A 16,176-nucleotide genomic window follows, 5' to 3' on the forward strand; every position below is an offset into this window, starting at 1 on the left:
CTATGTCCGCCCCACAGCCTATTCGCCCCAAAGCCCCGCTTCTTATCGGCCTCATTGGTCTCATTGCGGTAGCGACCATCATCGTCCCTGTTGCCGCCCTTGGCCTGCGCGTGCCGTGGGAGCGCATCGCCGACTACCTCGCGCGCGACGAGATCCGAGACATGCTGCTCATCTCAGTGGCAGCCGCCTTCCAATCCATGGTCCTCGCGCTCGTGCTGGGGGTGGGGCTGGCCCTGTGGGTGCAGCAACTCGGCCGCGGCAGCGCCGTAGTGCGCCTCTTGGTCTACCTGCCCTTGGCCATGCCACCGGTGGTGGGCGGATTGGCCCTTACCGCAGCTTTTGGCCGCAAGGGATACCTGGCCCCGCTTCTCGACGCCCTCGGCATCCACTTCGCCTTCGCCTTCCCCGGGGTCGTTATGGCGCAGACCTTTGTGGCGCTGCCCTTCGTGGTGGTGGCGGTCGATTCGGCGCTGCGCCAGCTGGACCAGGAAATCCTCGCCTCTGCGCGCGGCGTGGGCTTGGGTCGGTGGGAGGTCCTGGGCAAAATTACCCTGCCGTCCATCGCCCCGGCCTTGGCTACGGGTGCGGGGTTGGCCTTCGCGCGCTCGCTGGGCGAGTTCGGCACGACCCTGACCTTTGCCGGCTCGCAGCCGGGGGTCACCCGCACCATGCCGCTGGGCATTTATTTAGAGCGCGAAGTCGATGCGGATGGCGCGTACGTGCTCTCCGCGCTGCTTATCGGGTTGGCCTTGGCCTGCCTGGCGCTTGCGGGCTTGCCTGTGCTGCGGCGGCGAAGCTACCAGCCGCAGGCCAGGAGGTTGCATGGGATGGACGTCGATAAGCTCCGCGCCCTTACCCGGCCCACTGATCTGCCGGCGCTGTCTGTGACCGTCGACGGTGTGCGCACGGATTTTTCCCCGCGCGCCATAACGGCCGTGGTGGGCCCGAATGGTTCCGGCAAAACAACCTTGATGGGGCGCATTGCCGGGCGCCTGAGCGGCGGGGAGGTCTCCCCGGAGGGCGCCGACGTCGTCTTGCTCACCCAGCGGCCGGGGTTGCCGCCGCGGTCGACGGCCGTGGAGGCGGTGGCCATGGTCACCCGCGATAAGGTACGTGCGCAGGAGCTCCTGGCGGCAGCGGGATTGCACGAGCTTGCCGACGTCCCCGTTCCCGCCCTTTCCGGCGGCCAGGCCGCCCACGTGGCGTTGGTGCGTGCGCTAGCCGCACGGCCGGCGGTCTTGATTGTGGACGAGCCCCTTGCCGCCGTCGATGTGAAATCGGCCGAAAGGTGGCGCCGCTTCTTGCACGCGGCCCGCGCAGACCGTACCACGCTGCTTGTTACCCATGATGCGCTCGATATCGCGCACCTGGCGCAGGACATGCTGGTCATGGAATCCGGCCAGGTGCGGGCCCACGGCGCAACCGCGCGTCTGCTTGAGGCACCGCCAACGGGCTTCGTTGCGGTGCTAGCGGGGCTCAATCGCCTCGAAGGAACCGTGACCGGGATCAGCGCGTCCGCCGTCGAGGTCGCGTGCGGCGATATTACCGTTCTGGCGACTAAGGAGGCTGCGTCTATTGAGCCTGGGCAGAAGGTGGCGGTGACCTTTGACCCGCATGCGGCCACAATTGGCGCAGCGCCAGAGGCCTGCAACCAATGGGCAGCTCGCGTCTTGGCTGTCGAGCCCACCAGCCTCGCGGCAGCGCAGCTGCGCGTTGATCTGGGCGGCCAAGAGGCTACAGTACCGGTAGACCGCGAGTTCGCTTTAAGCGTCGCGGCGGGTAACATCGTATCCTTAACAGTGTCTAAAGCAAACGTTTTTGTCCACCCCAACTAGTATTTCTGTTTTCGCAGACCCCAAGGCGGATTTCCACCATGCCTGATTCACTTCCCCGGTCCACCACCGAACTCTTTCCGGAGGCCCTCAACCTCTCGCCCAAGCAGCGCGAGGTGCTCACCGCTGTGCAGCGCCACCCCGAAGGCGCCAAGGCCGGCACCGTTGCCGAGGAACTAGGCATGCACGTCAACACCGCCCGCGGACACATCGATGAGCTGGTCAACGCTGGGGCCGTCAACGTAGTCTCCGCGCCGAGTAAGGGCCGCGGGCGCCCCTCCCTCATCTTCCAAGCCCGCATTCCGGATAATAAAGCGGTGGCAGAGGAATACATCACCTTGGTGGAAGTGCTGACCACGATGCTGGCGGATAAGGAAGAGCTTGATGACGCCGCCTCAGCCAAGGCCCTCGAGATCGGGCGACGCTGGGCGCGCGCCGCGGGCGCGGATGCCTCCAATGGTGCGCTCGATACGCTCTTTGCCACCCTGCGCGATATGGGCTTTGATCCTGCCACCAAGCCGGACTCGACCGACATCGAGCTTCATGCTTGCCCCTTTGTCTCTTCGGGTCTTGAGCCTTCGCCGTTCCTGTGCGCGGTACACGCTGGCTTCCTGCAAGAAACCAGCGATGATGACACCTCGATCACCTTGGTACCGCGCCAGCACCCCAACGTGTGCCGGCTAAAAATTAAGCCTGTGTAAGCTCCACGCGGACGGGGCCGGCCACGGTGAGGTCGATGACGCGGAGGTTCTGCTCGCGGGCGTCGGCAAGAATGCTCTGCTCAATATCCTCGGTGTGCAGCACCATGACGGTGGGGCCGGCGCCGGATAGGTAGGCCGCATAGCCGCGGTTGCGCAGGCGGTTGACCCACTCCGCGGTCACGGGAAGCACATCCGCGCGGTACGGCTGGTGCAAGCGATCGCGGGTTCCCTCCCACAGGAGATCCGGGTAGTTCTGCAATGCCGCCACTTGCACCGCGGTGCGCGAGACGTTGAACGCCGCATCCGAATGCGTCACGTGTGAAGGCAGGACGCGGCGCACCGCCTGGGTGGAGGCGTGGAAATCAGGCACGAGCGCGGTGGCGCGGATATCTTCGTGCACCTTGATGGACGCGGCGCGGTAGTCCGGCAAAGAATGGCCGTCGACAGGGACATTTGTCCACGACACCACGGCGTCGCCCAACACGGAGGCGGCCGCATTATCGGGGTGGCCCTCAAAGGCGGAAGAAAGCTGCACCACTTGCTCTCGGGTCAGGGGGCTTCCCGCCAGCGCATTGCCGGCGGCCACGCCCGCCACCGCGGCGGAAGCGGAAGAACCCAGGCCGCGCGACTGCGGGATATTATTATGCGAGACCACCCGCAGGCCGGGCACGGTGGCGTCGGCCGCCGAGAGTGCGGAGCGAATCGCCTTGACCACCAAGTGGGAGCCATCGCGCGGCAGGTCTTCTGCGCCCTCGCCGAAGATTTCCACCGTAAGGCCCGATGCGGTGACCTCTACCTCGACGGTGTCATACAGGCTCAACGCCATGCCCAAGGTGTCATATCCTGGGCCCAGGTTCGCCGTAGAGGCAGGAACAGTCACGATGGCTTTCGTGCCGACTTCAACTTCGATACTCATAGCTGTCTAGTCTATGGGCCGGGGCTAGCTGCCGAGGCGGATTACGGAATGAACGGCCTTGACCTCTTCGAGCTCGCCCAAAGCAGCCACAATGGTATCCAAGGTGGCCTCCTTTGCGGCATGGGTGACCACGATGAGGCGGGCGGTGTCCGCGCCATCTTCTTGGCGCACGGTGCGCAGGGAAACGTCATTGTCGGCAAAGACGGCGGAGATGGCGGCCAGCACGCCGGTGCGGTCCTGGACTTCCATATCAATGTGGTAGCGGGTTTCTACCTCACCGAAATCTGCGATAGGCAGGTTGGCGTAGGTATTTTCACCCGGTGCGCGGCCGCCGTGGACGATATTGCGGGCTGCCCCGACGACGTCGCCAAGCACGGCAGACGCCGTAGGATTGCCGCCTGCACCATTGCCGTAGAACATCAGGGAACCTGCGGCCTCTGCCTCAACGAAGATGGCATTATAAGACTCGCTCACGGAAGCCAACGGGTGCTCCTTGGGCACCAACGTGGGGTGCACTCGGGCATTGACCGCCTCGGAGCCATCGGCACGCTGGAGGCGCTCGCAAATGGCCAGTAGCTTGATGGAATAGTCGGCTTCATTGGCCGCGGCGATATCCGCTGCGGTGACCTTGGTGATGCCCTCGCAGTGGACGTCCTCGAACTTCACTCGGGTGTGAAAGCCCAAAGACGCCATGATGGCGGCCTTAGAGGCAGCATCATGGCCCTCTACATCCGCGGTGGGATCGGCCTCGGCATAGCCCAGGCGGGTAGCCTCCGCCAGCGCTTCATCATAGGAAGCGCCCGTGGACTCCATCGCGTCCAAGATGAAGTTAGTGGTGCCGTTGACGATGCCGGAGATGCGCTCTACCTGATCGCCAGCCAGAGAGCGACGCAGCATGCCCACCACCGGAATCGCGGCGGCTACGGCAGCCTCGAAGTAGAGATCTACACCGGCGCGGTCGGCGGCCTCCGCCAGCTCGTCTGCGTGCGCTGCAACCAGGGCCTTATTGGCGGTCACCACGGACTTTCCGGAGTTGAGTGCGGCGAGCACCAACTCGCGCGGGAAGTCGATACCGCCGATAACCTCAACCACGAGGTCGATATCATCGCGGGCGACGAGCGCCTTGGCGTCATCGGTCAACAACTCCTGGGGCACGCCCGGGCGCAGCTTATTTTTGTTGTGGATGGCAATGCCGCGAATCTCGGCTGGGCCACCGATGCGGTGAGCAAAGGCATGAGCATTCTCCCCCAGCAAGCGAAAGACCTCAGCACCAACGGTGCCGAAGCCCAGCAGCGCGATACCAACGGTCTCGCCCTCGCCCTTGCCGGAATGCTCGTGTGCCTGAAGCTCGCTAGTCGATGCAGCCATAATCCGTCTCCATTGTGCGGTTGGGGTAAAGGTTTAGTGCCCGCTAATTGCGGATACAGGACACTATACAGAACAAGCTGTCTACTTTCGCTGTAAATGGGTCTATAGATAGAAAAGCCCCCGTCACAGGCCCTGAATTAAATTAGGCCTCGTGACGGGGACCGAGTGCGTGGGCTAGTCCACTTCGAGGGAAAGAAGATCCTCGATGGTCTCGCGGCGCAGCATGGGCTTGGTCTGGCCCACGCGCGTGGCGACGACCGCCGGGCGCACCGCACCGTTGTAGCGCGAGGACATCATGTACTGGTAGCCACCGGTAGCAGCAAAGGCAATCAAGTCTCCCGGCTGGATATCATTGGGTAGCTCGCCGTCCTCAAGGAGAATATCGCCGGACTCGCAATGGAAGCCCACCACGCGGGAGGGCACCTCTTCCCCATCGCTAAAGCGGTTGACCACGCGCACGTCATAGGCAGAACCGTAAAGCGCTGGCCGGATATTGTCTGACATTCCACCATCGACGGAGATATAGCGACGCAGCGGCAGATCCGACTTGCCAGTTTCTACATCCTTGACGGTACCCACGCGGTAGACGGTCACCGCCGAGCCAGCAACCAAGGAGCGACCGGGCTCAACCAAGAGGAAGGGCGCCTCAATGCCCAGCTCCTCTGCGGTGTGCTTGACCGCGCCGAGCATATCGCCGGCCACGCGCTCGATATCCAGCGCTTCCTCATAGGGCATATAGGGAATGCCAAAGCCGCCGCCCAGATCGAGCTCTTCCAGCGTCACGCCCAGCTCGGTATAAATCTGGCGGTACAGCCCCATGACGCGCTCCGCGGCAAGTTTGAATCCCTCCGCATTAAAGACCTGGGATCCCACGTGGCAATGCAGGCCGCTCAGGCGCAGGTTGTCCGCCTCCAAGCAACGCTTGACCGCAGCAAAGGCCGCACCCGTGGCGAGCGAAATACCGAACTTTTGATCCTCATGCGCCGTGGCGATGAATTCGTGCGTATGCGCATCAACACCCGGCTTGACGCGGATCATCACCGGCTGGACCTTGCCGGCCTCGCCCGCAATGCGATTGAGTTCTTCCAGCTCGAGCTCGTTGTCAATGACCACGTGGCCCACGCCGGCGTCTACGCACAAACGCAGGTATTCATCGTCCTTATTATTACCGTGCGTGGTGATGCGCTCGGCCGGAAACTCCGCGGCCAAGGCAATCTTGAGCTCATTGAGCGAGGCCGCATCCAAGCACAGGCCTTCCTCATTGACCCAGTTCACGATCTTCTTCGAAATGAATGCCTTGGAGGCATAGTGCACGTGCTCGGGTCCACCGAAAGCGCGGGCCATGTCCTGGCAGCGAGACCGGAAGTCATCTTCATCGAAGACATAGAGCGGGGTCTGGAATTCCTCCGCCAAATCCGGCAGCGGAACACCAGCAATGGTTACTACGCCGTCTTCCTCGCGCTTTGCATTGCGCGGCCAGACGTGGGCCGGCAGCTCATTGAAATCCGCCACTTACATCTTCTCCGGAGTGCTCACGCCCACCATGGTCAAGGCATTGGCCAAGACCACGCGGGAGGCTTGTGCCAGCGCGAGGCGGGCGCCATGGATAGGAGCTTCTTCCTCGCCCGCCTTGGGCAGAACCTGGCAGGAGTCATAGAAGCGGTGGAAGACCGCAGCGAGGTCCTCGGCATAGCGGGCGATGCGGTGCGGCTCGCGCAGCTGCGCGGCCTCCTCCACCACGGCTGGAAACTCACCCAGGGTGCGGATGAGGTCGCCCTCGCGGTCGTGGGTGAGCAAGGAGAGATCCGCGCCTTCCGAATCGACGCCCAGCTCGGCGGCCTTGCGGCCGATAGAGCACAGGCGGGCGTGGCCGTACTGCACGTAGTAGACGGGGTTATCAGAAGACTGGGATTCCCACAGGCCTAAGTCAATATCGATGCTCTGGTCCACAGAGGAACGCACCAAGGAGTAACGGGAGGCGTCCACACCGATGGCGGCCACGAGATCCTCCATGGTGATAACCGTGCCCGCACGCTTGGACATGCGCACTGGCTTGCCATCGCGCAGGAGGTTAACCAGCTGGCCAATAAGCACCTCGACGGCGTCGGCGTTGTAGCCCAGGGCGGCTGCGGCAGCCTTCAAGCGTGGCACATAGCCGTGGTGGTCAGCGCCGAGCATGTAGATATTCAAATCGTGTCCGCGGTCGAACTTATCGGCCACGTAGGCAATGTCACCTGCAATATAAGCTGCATTGCCATCGGACTTGACCACCACGCGGTCCTTGGAATCGCCGTAAACGGTGGACTTGAGCCACCACGCATTCTCGGCCTCGTACATATGGCCTTCGGCCTTGAGCTTTTCCAGCGCGGCATCGACCGCACCGGATTCGAAGAGGGAGTTCTCGTGGAAATAGACATCAAAGTCCACGCCAAACTCGTGCAGGGACTGCTTGATCTGCGCAAACATCATCTCCACGCCGTCTGCGCGGAAAGCTTCCTGGACCTCTTCGTCGCTGCCCTCTAGCGCGGATGGGTTCTTCTCCACGACGGCCTGGGCAATGTCCTGGATATAGGCTCCGCCGTAGCCATCCTCCGGAGTAGGATCGCCCTTCGCAGCAGCCACCAGGGAACGGGAGAAACGGTCAATCTGGCCGCCATGGTCATTGAAGTAATACTCGCGGGTGACCTCCGCGCCAGAGGCCTCCAGCACGCGGCCCAGGGAATCGCCCACGGCCGCCCAACGGGTACCGCCGAGGTGGATCGGCCCGGTCGGGTTAGCGGAGACAAACTCGAGGTTAACCTTCTTACCCGCAAAGGAATCGTTAGAACCGTACTCCTTGCCGGCGCGAAGGATCTGCGTGACGATCTCTCCCTGGGCGTCGGCAGCTAGGCGAATATTAATGAAACCAGGGCCCGCGATGTCGGCCTCTGCAACAGCATCATTGTCCGCCAAGGCCTCTGCCAACCAGCCGCCCAGCTCGCGCGGGTTTGCACCTGCCTTCTTAGCCACCTGCAATGCCACGTTGGTGGCGTAATCGCCGTGCTCAGGATTGCGTGGGCGCTCTACGGTTACCGTTTCCGGCAAAACGGAGGAATCAAGCTCATGGCTTTCCATGACCTTAACGGCAGTTTCTTTAATCAATGTGGCCAAATCAGCTGGTGTCATGTCGCACGATTCTAGTGGACTGAAAAGTCAAGTGTGAAAAGGGCCGGGCCAGAAAACTCCTCTTTGCAGGACAAACGTTTGATAACAACTTTTTGCAACATTGATATTGCGAAATAATCGCTGGTCAACAAAGGGACGCATTACGCACGTACTGCTTAAAAGGAGTAGGGTTGTGCCTACCCCCCATGTCAAGAATCAACGAGGAGCACCGTATGCGCATTGCGCTATTTTCCACTTGCATTGGTGACGCCCTTTTCCCGGACGTACAAAAGGCAACGGCACTGGTTCTCTCCCGCTTGGGCCACGAGGTGGTCTTCCCGGAGGAACAGACCTGCTGCGGCCAGATGCACATCAATACCGGCTACCAGAAGGAAACCCTGGGCATGATCCGCTCCTATGCGGATGCCTTCGCAGATCCCTCCATCGACTACGTCGTTGCTGCCTCTGGCTCCTGCGTGGGTGCCGTTCGTGAGCAGCACGAGCGCATCGCCGACCGTTACGGCAACTCCGCCGACGTCGACGGCGCCCGCAAGACCACCCAGAAGACCCTGGACCTACCGGAATTCCTGGTAGACGTGGCAGGCGTTACCAACGTGGGCGCATTCTTCCCTCACCGCGTGACGTACCACCCCTCCTGCCACGGCCTGCGCTTTTTGAAGCTGGGCGACCGCCCACTGCAGCTACTGCAGGAAGTCGAAGGCATCGAACTGGTCACCCTTCCGAATAAGGAAGAATGCTGTGGCTTCGGCGGCACCTTCGCCATCAAGAACGCAGAGGTATCCCGCGCGATGGTCACCGATAAGACTCGCCACATCAAGGAAACCGAGGCGGAGTTCGTCACCGGCGGTGACTCCTCTTGCCTGATGAACATCGGCGGCGCCTTGAGCCGCCAGCGTTCCGGCGTCCGCGCCGTTCACATGGCTGAGATCCTGGCTTCCACCAAGGAGCACCCATGGACTCCGACCTCCGCCGCTTACTCCAAGGAGACGATGCTCTAATGACCTCTTTCCTCGATACCACCCCACCGCGCGCGCCGGAAGGCTACGGCAACCTGCGCGGCAGCAAGGCCTTTGTTCCCCTGGCACACGTTGGCCTGAATAACGCCACCCAGCGCCACAACCTGCAGCACGCCACCACCTCCATTCGTGAGAAGCGCTCCAACGCTGTGGAGGAGCTGGATGATTGGCAGGAGCTGCGCGCTGCAGGTTCCGCCATCAAGGAAGACGTTGCCGCCCGCATGCCAGAGCTGCTCGAGCAGTTCGAAGAGGCAGTCAAGGCTCGCGGCGGCGTCGTCCACTGGGCACGCGACGCCAAGGAAGCTAACCAGATCATTGAGGGTCTGATTCGCGCCACCGGCGAGACCGACGTGGTCAAGGTTAAGTCCATGGCCACCCAGGAAATCGGCATGAACGAGCACCTGGAGGCAGCGGGCATCAACGCACGCGAGACCGACCTGGCCGAGCTCATCGTGCAGCTGGGCGAGGATAAGCCGTCCCACATTCTGGTTCCGGCTATCCACCGCAACCGCGCGGAGATTCGCGATATCTTCGTCAACAAGATGCCAAATACCGATGACACCCTGCAGGCTAATCCAGCAGAGTTGGCCGAGGCATCCCGCCAGTTCCTGCGCGAGCAGTTCATGCAGGCCAAGGTTGCCATCTCCGGCGCCAACTTCGGCGTGGCAGAAACCGGCACCATCAACATCGTGGAGTCCGAGGGCAATGGCCGTATGTGCCTGACCCTGCCGGAGACCCTCATTACCGTGATGGGCATCGAAAAGCTGGTTCCTACCTTCCAGGATCTGGAGGTCTTCCTCCAGCTGCTGCCGCGTTCTTCCACCGCGGAGCGTATGAACCCGTACACCTCCATGTGGTCCGGCGTTACTGAGGGCGATGGCCCGCAGAACTTCCACTTGGTGCTGCTGGATAACGGCCGTACCGCGGCCCTGTCCTCCCCGATCGGCCACCAGGCTCTCAAGTGCATCCGTTGCTCGGCTTGCCTGAATGTTTGCCCAGTCTACGAGCGCGCCGGCGGCCACGCCTACGGCTCTGTCTACCCTGGCCCGATCGGCATCTCCCTGACGCCGCAGCTGACCGGCATGAAGGATCACAACGATCCTTCCGCCAGCCTGCCTTATGCGTGCTCGCTGTGCGGCCGCTGCGACGAGGTGTGCCCGGTGAAGATTCCGCTTTCCGACGTCATTTTGGAAAACCGCCACCAGAAGGTCACCCACGCCACCCCACCAATCGAGCCGAAGCTCTTCAAGACCATTCAGCTACTGTGGAGCAACCCGAAGCTGTGGAACAAGGCAACTCACATGGTCGCCTTGGGCCGCATCTTGGGTGGCACCAACAAGACCATCGAATCCCTGCCACTGTTTATGTCCGGTTGGTCCGAGGGCCGCGACACCGCGGTTCCGCCAAAGAAGTCCTTCCGCCAGTGGTTCGAGTCCGAAGAAGGCAAGGAACTTCTTGCCGAGGCCCGTGAGGAGTCCAAAAAGTGAACGCAAAGCAGGAAATCCTAAGCCGCATCCGCTCCGCCCAGAAGCAGGCTGGTCTCCCCGACCACGTTGATGCCCCGCGCGATTACCACCACGAGGGCACCCTGAACGCGGACGAGCTGCGCGATATGCTCATTGACCGACTCGAGGATTACAAGGCCGAGGTGCACGTCACCGAGGAAGGCGAGCTCAAGCAGACCATCGCCACGATCCTCAAGGACCGCAAGTGCAACGACATTCGTTACGCCGAAGGCATGGACGCCAGCCTTTTCGAGGGCTTCGACGCCAAGCCGGACGATAAATCCGTCGATCCGCGCACCCTGAACGAGACCGACGCTGTGGTTACTTATTCCCACGTCACCTCCGCGCAGACCGGCACTATCGTGCTCGAGTCTGACGAGCGTTGCGGCCGTCGCGCACTGACCCTGGTTCCGGACCGCCACCTGTGCATCGTCCACCAGAATGAGATCGTCTACGGCATCCCTGAGGTCATCTCCCGCATGAACCCGGAGAAGCCAGCGACCTGGATTTCTGGCCCATCCGCTACCTCCGATATCGAGCTCACTCGTGTCGAGGGCGTGCACGGCCCGCGTGACCTCATCGTTGTCATCGTCAAGTAGTTCTGTGTAGCCCCTCTCCTGCCTCGGCCGGTGAGGGCACCCACCTACTGTGAATATGATGCTAAAAGCATCAAAAAAGCATAGGCTAGGTCTACCAATCATTTTTATTCTGGAGACCTAACCTATGCTTTCTTTTTCTTCTAAGCTTGCGGCCACGCTCGGTGCTGCTGCGGTCACCATTGGTGTCGCTGCACCGATTGCTACGGCCGCGCCAGCCCCCGCTCCGCAAGAAACCAAGCCCGCCATTTCCTGGGAAGACTGCCCCGAGCAAGTAGACGTCGCCAATGCCGAGTGCGGTCGCATCGACGTGCCTACGTATTACGACAACCCACAGGCCGGCACCATTAGCGTCGGCTTCGTGCGCGTTCCCGCCGCAAAGCCAAGCGCCCGCCGTGGCGCATTGTTTACCAACCCTGGTGGCCCAAGTGGCGATGCCTATGGTTGGGCCGGCAATAGCGCTAATCCATGGCCACAGGCCGTGCGCGATGAGTGGGACACCATCGGTGTACAACCGCGTGGCTTGCCCGGCTCCACGCCAGTAAAGTGCGATGCCACTGCAACCACCGATCCGCTCCAAGAAAGCCTCCAGGTAGGTAAGCTCACCCGCGATGCCTGCGAAAAGCACACCCCGGGCTATACCAACTCGCTGACCACCGCGAATACCCTGCAGGACTGGGAAATGGTGCGCCGCGCCTTGGGCGAAGAAAAGATTGACATCGCCGGCACCTCCTATGGCACCTACCTCGGCTCCGCCTACGCCACCAAGTATCCGGAGCATACCGGCAAGGTCCTGTTGGATTCGGGCATGAGCCCCAAGCTGGCCTGGAATGGCATCTTTGCTTCGCAACAGCGTGGCTATGAAAAGGGACTGCATGATCTCTTTGGGTTCATTGCCAAAAATGACGCCAAGTACCACCTCGGCAGCACCCCGCTCCAGGTTTATGAAAAATGGTCACAGAAGGTAGCCCGCGAGGCCGGCGTGCGCCCTACTGTTTTGCCGCCGAATGCCAAGATTGGTGACCTTCCTCCAGGGCTCGAGTTTGCCGGCCAGCCTGGCGCGGACATCATGACCGCCACCGGCCCGCTGCGCGTGCAGGCGGAGTTCCTCGGCCAGAAGATTCAGCACCCCAATGCCGTGCAGGTTTCATCCCCACTCTTGGGGATGACGCGCGTCGCTGTTCCGGTTCCTGCGCAGTGGGATACCTTTGCCAAGCACTTGAATGGCAGCGAGCCCATGGATGCTGAGCAACCCGACCCGGAGACAGTGCGCAAACACCAAGAATCCGTGGCTCAGGCGATGAATATGCAAAACCTCATTGTCTGCAATGAAAACACCGTACCCGGCAATCCGCTGCTGTACCCAAGCTACCTGTGGACCAACTTCGTCAGCCTTGATCCCTTCACGCTCATCAATTCCCTCTACGGCTCCGGCGCGGGTTGTGGCGGCCGCACGCCAGTGACAGGCCAGGCGCCTCTCGATGGCTCTAAGCTGGCCACCAAGCCCCTCCAGATTCAGGCTACGGGCGACCCACAAACGCCGTACCAATACCACACCAGCCTCTCCAAGCCGATGCAGTCGCGTGTGGTCACCGTCCACGGCCCCGGCCATGCCCACTTTGCGTCCCAGAATAAGGTCGTTGATGACATTGGCGTGCACTACCTGCGCACCGGCGAAGTCACTACTGCCGACGCCCCCGGGTTGATTTAGTCCCCCGCTAACCCATGCGCTAAAATCACATCGTTGGGAATTTTCCCAGCGATGTCTCCGTAGCTCAGCGGATTAGAGCATCGGTTTCCGGTACCGAAGGTCGCAGGTTCGATCCCTGTCGGGGACACGGTTAGAAGTGGGGTTTCACGAAACTGTTCCAATCTTTTCACGAAACCTCCTGCCGGCCGAAGGAAAACGGCCGCGAACACAAAAATGACCCGCTCTGTTCGTTCGGAGGGGTCATTTTTCTTTGTCTGAACGCCGTTCCTGCTCGGGTTATAGCGCGGATTGTTTATGAGCGCGGACCGAGCCGCGGAAGAGTTTCCGTACTCATCTGGTGGCGCGGTTTTTGCAGCGCTTCATAGCGGTCTTGTTGCTGTGATCACGCAGGACTGGCTGCGGGTAGTTGTTGGGGTCTGAACAGAGAGGGGTGCGCCCAGTCGGGGCCGTTTGGAACACTGCTGCTCCGTCAGAGCCCGAAGGCTCCGCCGCTGACGAGGATCACGATGCCGAGGCCGATGAGAACGATGGGAAAGAGGATGCCCTCCCAGCGTTCGAGCACTTCCGCGATCGGGGGGCGGGTGGCGACGAACTTTGCCAGGGCCACCAAGAGCGCAACGAGCGCGAGGAAGATAACGCAGTAGGCGACTACCGCGAGAGGTTCCACGCTGAGGAATACAGGGGTGTAGACACCGATGTTGTCGCCGCCATTGGCAAACGTGACGCCTGCGACTGTCCAAACGCCGACCTTCTTGCCGGCAACCTTGGCCTCGTCGTCATCGTCGTTATCGTCTCCGCGCCAGGCCTGCCATGCGGCCCAGAGGCCGATGCCCAGAGGGATGAGACCAAAGTATGGAATAGCTGCCGGGGGCAGAAATGCTCCGGCGCCGATGGTCACAAGGATCGCGGCGACGAGGATGCCGGCAAAACCGAGGTACTGGCCGGCCAAAATACGGGCGGTGGTTCCGCTCTGGCCTGCCCCTCGCGCGAAGAAGAGGGAGAGCACGATGATGTCGTCGATGTTGGTAGTTGCGAACAGGCCTATCGCCTGCAAGACCGTGGTGAGGATCATGCGCCCTCCCCAGCTACGTCGCATCCGGGAAGCGAGCAGGCGGAATCCATGCACGGGGCGTCTTCGTCTACTGCCAGGGTGGCATCGACCAGTGTCGTCAGCGCCTGCGCCAGGTGGGGATCGGCAATCTCGTATCGTGTCCGACGACCCTCGGGCTCGGAGATGACGATCCCGCAATCGCGCAGGCATGCCAGGTGGTTGGACACATTCGGGCGTGTCAGGTCCAAAGCTCGAGCCAGTTCCGCCGGGTAAGCGGGATGGTCGAGCAGGGTCAAGATGATCCGCGATCGAGTGGGATCGGCCAGTGCACGACCCAGGCGGTTCATCACGTCGAGACGTGAAGCAATAGTCAGCATGGACTGAACTATACAGCGAGCACTGAACATGTCAAGTCCGATGTAGCGGCGTGTGCTGCTCAGAAAACAGTGGAAGTGGCAGAGATTCCGGCAAAGTTGCGAAACAGCGTCGCCAGCTCGAGATCCAAGTTGTGCGCGAGCCTGGCGTAGTTGGCGAGGTCTGTTTTCAGGCGCGAAGAAGAGACTCGAACGACCGAAACTCGATGATGTCGTCGTCTCGAACCGGGAAGGCTCAAACAAACTTATCGACCTCACCCGCAGCCTCGCCTCGATTCCCGTTACCGGCGAGAAAACCTCCAGGGTTGACGATGACGCCCTCAACCGCATCATCGCCGACCAAAGCGAACTTCAGCGGCTGTACAAGCGAGACCCTAAGGCGCTCCAGGTACTCGTAGAAACCGAGACCTCGGCCGCCGAGATCAAGGAACTGAAGAACCGTCGCGACGTCGTTAACACTATGCAATCGTGGCTCGACGACCACGAAGCGTTTGCCGAAGCGAAAAACGCGGCGGGTGGCGCTGAGAAGGCGTGGTAGAACCTTCTCGAAGCCAACCCATGGGCCCTCGGCGTTGGTCTCGGAAGTAGACTCTACACCACTTGGGACGAGAGAAATCTTGAGCAAACAGTTCGCGGAGCAAACCTGCACGCTTCCGGGAAACGCGCCGACGCCTTCTTAGTGTCCAACGGCCTGCTGCGTTCAGTGGCACTGGCAGAGATTAAACACCCGGACACGCCTTTGCTGACATGGGACCAATACCGCAGTGCTGTTTACGGGATCAGCCGCGATTTCTTCGGCGCAGTAGCCCAGGCCAAGAAACGGTTCTAGTCGCCAAAGAGAGCCACGCTAGATGGATTGCCGAGAGGAACACCGAGGGAGGCAGCACTGGCGACGGTGCGAATTTGGTCGAGCCACGCTCGTTTTTGGTGATCGGCTCCATGAGCGACTTGTGTAGCTCGCAAGGAAACCGGATTGACGCGAAGTTCCGTAGCTTTGAAAGTTTCCTCTCGAACCTTAGGTCACCGGAGGTGCTTACCTTTGACGAACTTGTCGAGCGGACGCGGTGGAATGTGGAGCTTGCTGAGAAGCGAGAAGGCACGGATGCGGAGGTTCCTAACTTTGAGTTCTAAGACGAAGTTCCTGCTCGCGGCATTTGTTTGACTACTGTCGTGTAGCCGCGGATCTGATATAACTGGTCAGGGGTTTCGTGAAAGCCCCGAAGCCTTGATTCATCACCTTCTTGACGCATAGAGATATTCTGAACGCAAATTTTTTCGCGCTAGCCAAACGCGCGAAGATAGCGAACGGCCCCCGCGGGGGCCTCGTGTCCAATAGGCAGGACAGTAAAATACTCAGCCGGCGTGCCAGTAAAATACGCTCCTGGTATCTGCTTAGAGCCGAAGCGGCAGTAATAATCCGGCTCCCCTAAAACAACGGTGCCAGCAGCACCCGCCTGCTTTAACTGGTTCAGAGCGGCTTTGATGAGCGCACTGCCGATTCCATTTCCCTGCTGATCCGGCGAAACTGATACGGGGCCAAGGCCGAACCACCCTTCCGTAGAATCAAACGTAACTGGGGACGCTGCAATATGATCTACGCGGTGGTCGCCTTTATGCTCACCGAAACGAGGCTTCACCCGGGTAACAGATACACCACGCTAAAGGGCGCAACCAGGGAAAGCGTTGCAACGACTCTCAGAACTCAAGATGTGCACCAGATGCACAGCGCTTAAAGTACGGCTGCGGCAATGATGGAAACAATTGCTGCTCCAGTAAAGAAAGGAATAGACGTTATAATTTTACGCCTATTCCTGATTGAAAGATTTCCAACGTCGGTAGAGCGCGTTGAATAGTCTCGCTGCAGAAAAGAACACGATAAAAAGAAAAACCGAAGACAAGCAGAAGATTAAAATCGCTTCCACCAGGGTTCCCTGCTCACTC

Annotated in this window: 15 protein-coding genes, 1 tRNA gene and 1 pseudogene; 10 read left to right on the top strand and 7 right to left on the bottom strand. The window is 60.9% G+C overall.

The window, feature by feature from the left end:
* The first annotated feature begins 2 nt into the window (after nt 1-2).
* Nucleotides 3-1,835: an ATP-binding cassette domain-containing protein gene (locus I6J28_RS09340; protein ID WP_204609439.1), complete on the top strand. Its 1,833-nt coding sequence runs from the start codon at nt 3-5 to the stop codon at nt 1,833-1,835.
* Nucleotides 1,836-1,873: 38 nt separating this feature from the next.
* Nucleotides 1,874-2,533: a helix-turn-helix transcriptional regulator gene (locus I6J28_RS09345; RefSeq protein ID WP_204609441.1), complete on the top strand. Its 660-nt coding sequence runs from the start codon at nt 1,874-1,876 to the stop codon at nt 2,531-2,533.
* Here I6J28_RS09345 and thrB read toward each other — a convergent pair.
* The 4 genes from thrB to argS all read right to left on the bottom strand — a co-directional run bounded on the left by thrB (nt 2,520) and on the right by argS (nt 7,982).
* On the bottom strand, nt 2,520-3,449 hold the full coding sequence (gene thrB / locus I6J28_RS09350) for a homoserine kinase (RefSeq protein ID WP_204609443.1): 930 nt from the start codon (nt 3,447-3,449) through the stop codon (nt 2,520-2,522). The two genes, I6J28_RS09345 and thrB, sit on opposite strands and share 14 nt — an antisense overlap.
* A 24-nt stretch (nt 3,450-3,473) precedes the next feature.
* On the bottom strand, nt 3,474-4,817 hold the full coding sequence (locus tag I6J28_RS09355) for a homoserine dehydrogenase (RefSeq protein WP_204609445.1): 1,344 nt from the start codon (nt 4,815-4,817) through the stop codon (nt 3,474-3,476).
* Nucleotides 4,818-4,991: 174 nt separating this feature from the next.
* Nucleotides 4,992-6,329: a diaminopimelate decarboxylase gene (gene lysA / locus I6J28_RS09360; protein ID WP_204609447.1), complete on the bottom strand. Its 1,338-nt coding sequence runs from the start codon at nt 6,327-6,329 to the stop codon at nt 4,992-4,994.
* Nucleotides 6,330-7,982: an arginine--tRNA ligase gene (gene argS / locus I6J28_RS09365; protein ID WP_204609449.1), complete on the bottom strand. Its 1,653-nt coding sequence runs from the start codon at nt 7,980-7,982 to the stop codon at nt 6,330-6,332. It abuts the gene before it with no gap.
* A 212-nt stretch (nt 7,983-8,194) separates the two neighbouring features.
* Here argS and I6J28_RS09370 point away from each other — a divergent pair, with 212 nt between their 5' ends.
* The 5 genes from I6J28_RS09370 (at nt 8,195) to I6J28_RS09390 (ending at nt 12,937) form a co-directional block, all read left to right on the top strand.
* On the top strand, nt 8,195-8,980 hold the full coding sequence (locus I6J28_RS09370) for a (Fe-S)-binding protein (RefSeq protein WP_204611449.1): 786 nt from the start codon (nt 8,195-8,197) through the stop codon (nt 8,978-8,980).
* Nucleotides 8,980-10,485, top strand: a complete 1,506-nt coding sequence (locus I6J28_RS09375; protein WP_005327611.1) for a lactate utilization protein B — start codon at nt 8,980-8,982, stop codon at nt 10,483-10,485. The genes I6J28_RS09370 and I6J28_RS09375 overlap by 1 nt, the downstream gene beginning before the upstream one ends.
* The gene (locus I6J28_RS09380) at nt 10,482-11,102 is read left to right on the top strand and encodes a LutC/YkgG family protein (RefSeq protein ID WP_005323413.1); all 621 of its coding nucleotides are present in this window, start codon (nt 10,482-10,484) and stop codon (nt 11,100-11,102) included. Before I6J28_RS09375 ends, I6J28_RS09380 begins: the two co-directional genes overlap by 4 nt.
* 124 nt (nt 11,103-11,226) lie before the next feature.
* On the top strand, nt 11,227-12,810 hold the full coding sequence (locus tag I6J28_RS09385; protein WP_204609451.1) for an alpha/beta fold hydrolase: 1,584 nt from the start codon (nt 11,227-11,229) through the stop codon (nt 12,808-12,810).
* Between the two features lie 53 nt (nt 12,811-12,863).
* Nucleotides 12,864-12,937: transfer RNA gene (locus I6J28_RS09390), tRNA-Arg, on the top strand.
* Nucleotides 12,938-13,279: 342 nt separating this feature from the next.
* Here the strand turns inward: I6J28_RS09390 and I6J28_RS09395 are convergent.
* Nucleotides 13,280-13,882: a cadmium resistance transporter gene (locus tag I6J28_RS09395; protein WP_204609453.1), complete on the bottom strand. Its 603-nt coding sequence runs from the start codon at nt 13,880-13,882 to the stop codon at nt 13,280-13,282.
* Nucleotides 13,879-14,238, bottom strand: a complete 360-nt coding sequence (gene cmtR, locus I6J28_RS09400; protein WP_204609455.1) for a Cd(II)/Pb(II)-sensing metalloregulatory transcriptional regulator CmtR — start codon at nt 14,236-14,238, stop codon at nt 13,879-13,881. Before cmtR ends, I6J28_RS09395 begins: the two co-directional genes overlap by 4 nt.
* Nucleotides 14,239-14,290: 52 nt before the next feature.
* On the opposite strand from cmtR, the gene I6J28_RS09405 reads away from it, so the two are divergent.
* From I6J28_RS09405 to I6J28_RS12020, 3 genes and pseudogenes are all read left to right on the top strand, one after another.
* Nucleotides 14,291-14,773: a hypothetical protein gene (locus I6J28_RS09405; protein ID WP_204609457.1), complete on the top strand. Its 483-nt coding sequence runs from the start codon at nt 14,291-14,293 to the stop codon at nt 14,771-14,773.
* Nucleotides 14,774-14,788: 15 nt separating this feature from the next.
* A pseudogene (locus I6J28_RS12015) lies at nt 14,789-15,064 on the top strand (Shedu anti-phage system protein SduA domain-containing protein); the annotation flags it as partial.
* A complete protein-coding gene (locus I6J28_RS12020; RefSeq protein ID WP_204609459.1) occupies nt 14,983-15,366 on the top strand; it encodes a Shedu anti-phage system protein SduA domain-containing protein in 384 nt (127 codons plus the stop codon). The pseudogene I6J28_RS12015 and the gene I6J28_RS12020, both read left to right, overlap by 82 nt.
* Before the next feature lie 149 nt (nt 15,367-15,515).
* Here the strand turns inward: I6J28_RS12020 and I6J28_RS09420 are convergent, their stop codons facing one another.
* Nucleotides 15,516-15,872, bottom strand: a complete 357-nt coding sequence (locus tag I6J28_RS09420) for a GNAT family N-acetyltransferase (RefSeq protein ID WP_204609462.1) — start codon at nt 15,870-15,872, stop codon at nt 15,516-15,518.
* Nucleotides 15,873-16,176 lie beyond the last annotated feature (304 nt).

The sequence above is a fragment of the Corynebacterium tuberculostearicum genome, from assembly GCF_016894265.1.
Lineage (GTDB): Bacteria > Actinomycetota > Actinomycetes > Mycobacteriales > Mycobacteriaceae > Corynebacterium > Corynebacterium tuberculostearicum_D.

Excerpts from the sequence above, each read along its gene's own strand:
- I6J28_RS09340 (WP_204609439.1), top strand. The coding sequence starts at position 3 with ATGTCCGCCCCACAGCCTATTCGCCCCAAAGCCCCGCTTCTTATCGGC.
- I6J28_RS09345 (WP_204609441.1), top strand. The coding sequence starts at position 1,874 with ATGCCTGATTCACTTCCCCGGTCCACCACCGAACTCTTTCCGGAGGCC.
- thrB (WP_204609443.1), bottom strand. The coding sequence starts at position 3,449 with ATGAGTATCGAAGTTGAAGTCGGCACGAAAGCCATCGTGACTGTTCCT.
- I6J28_RS09355 (WP_204609445.1), bottom strand. The coding sequence starts at position 4,817 with ATGGCTGCATCGACTAGCGAGCTTCAGGCACACGAGCATTCCGGCAAG.
- argS (WP_204609449.1), bottom strand. The coding sequence starts at position 7,982 with ATGACACCAGCTGATTTGGCCACATTGATTAAAGAAACTGCCGTTAAG.
- I6J28_RS09370 (WP_204611449.1), top strand. The coding sequence starts at position 8,195 with ATGCGCATTGCGCTATTTTCCACTTGCATTGGTGACGCCCTTTTCCCG.
- I6J28_RS09375 (WP_005327611.1), top strand. The coding sequence starts at position 8,980 with ATGACCTCTTTCCTCGATACCACCCCACCGCGCGCGCCGGAAGGCTAC.
- I6J28_RS09385 (WP_204609451.1), top strand. The coding sequence starts at position 11,227 with ATGCTTTCTTTTTCTTCTAAGCTTGCGGCCACGCTCGGTGCTGCTGCG.
- I6J28_RS09395 (WP_204609453.1), bottom strand. The coding sequence starts at position 13,882 with ATGATCCTCACCACGGTCTTGCAGGCGATAGGCCTGTTCGCAACTACC.
- cmtR (WP_204609455.1), bottom strand. The coding sequence starts at position 14,238 with ATGCTGACTATTGCTTCACGTCTCGACGTGATGAACCGCCTGGGTCGT.
- I6J28_RS12020 (WP_204609459.1), top strand. The coding sequence starts at position 14,983 with ATGGGACCAATACCGCAGTGCTGTTTACGGGATCAGCCGCGATTTCTT.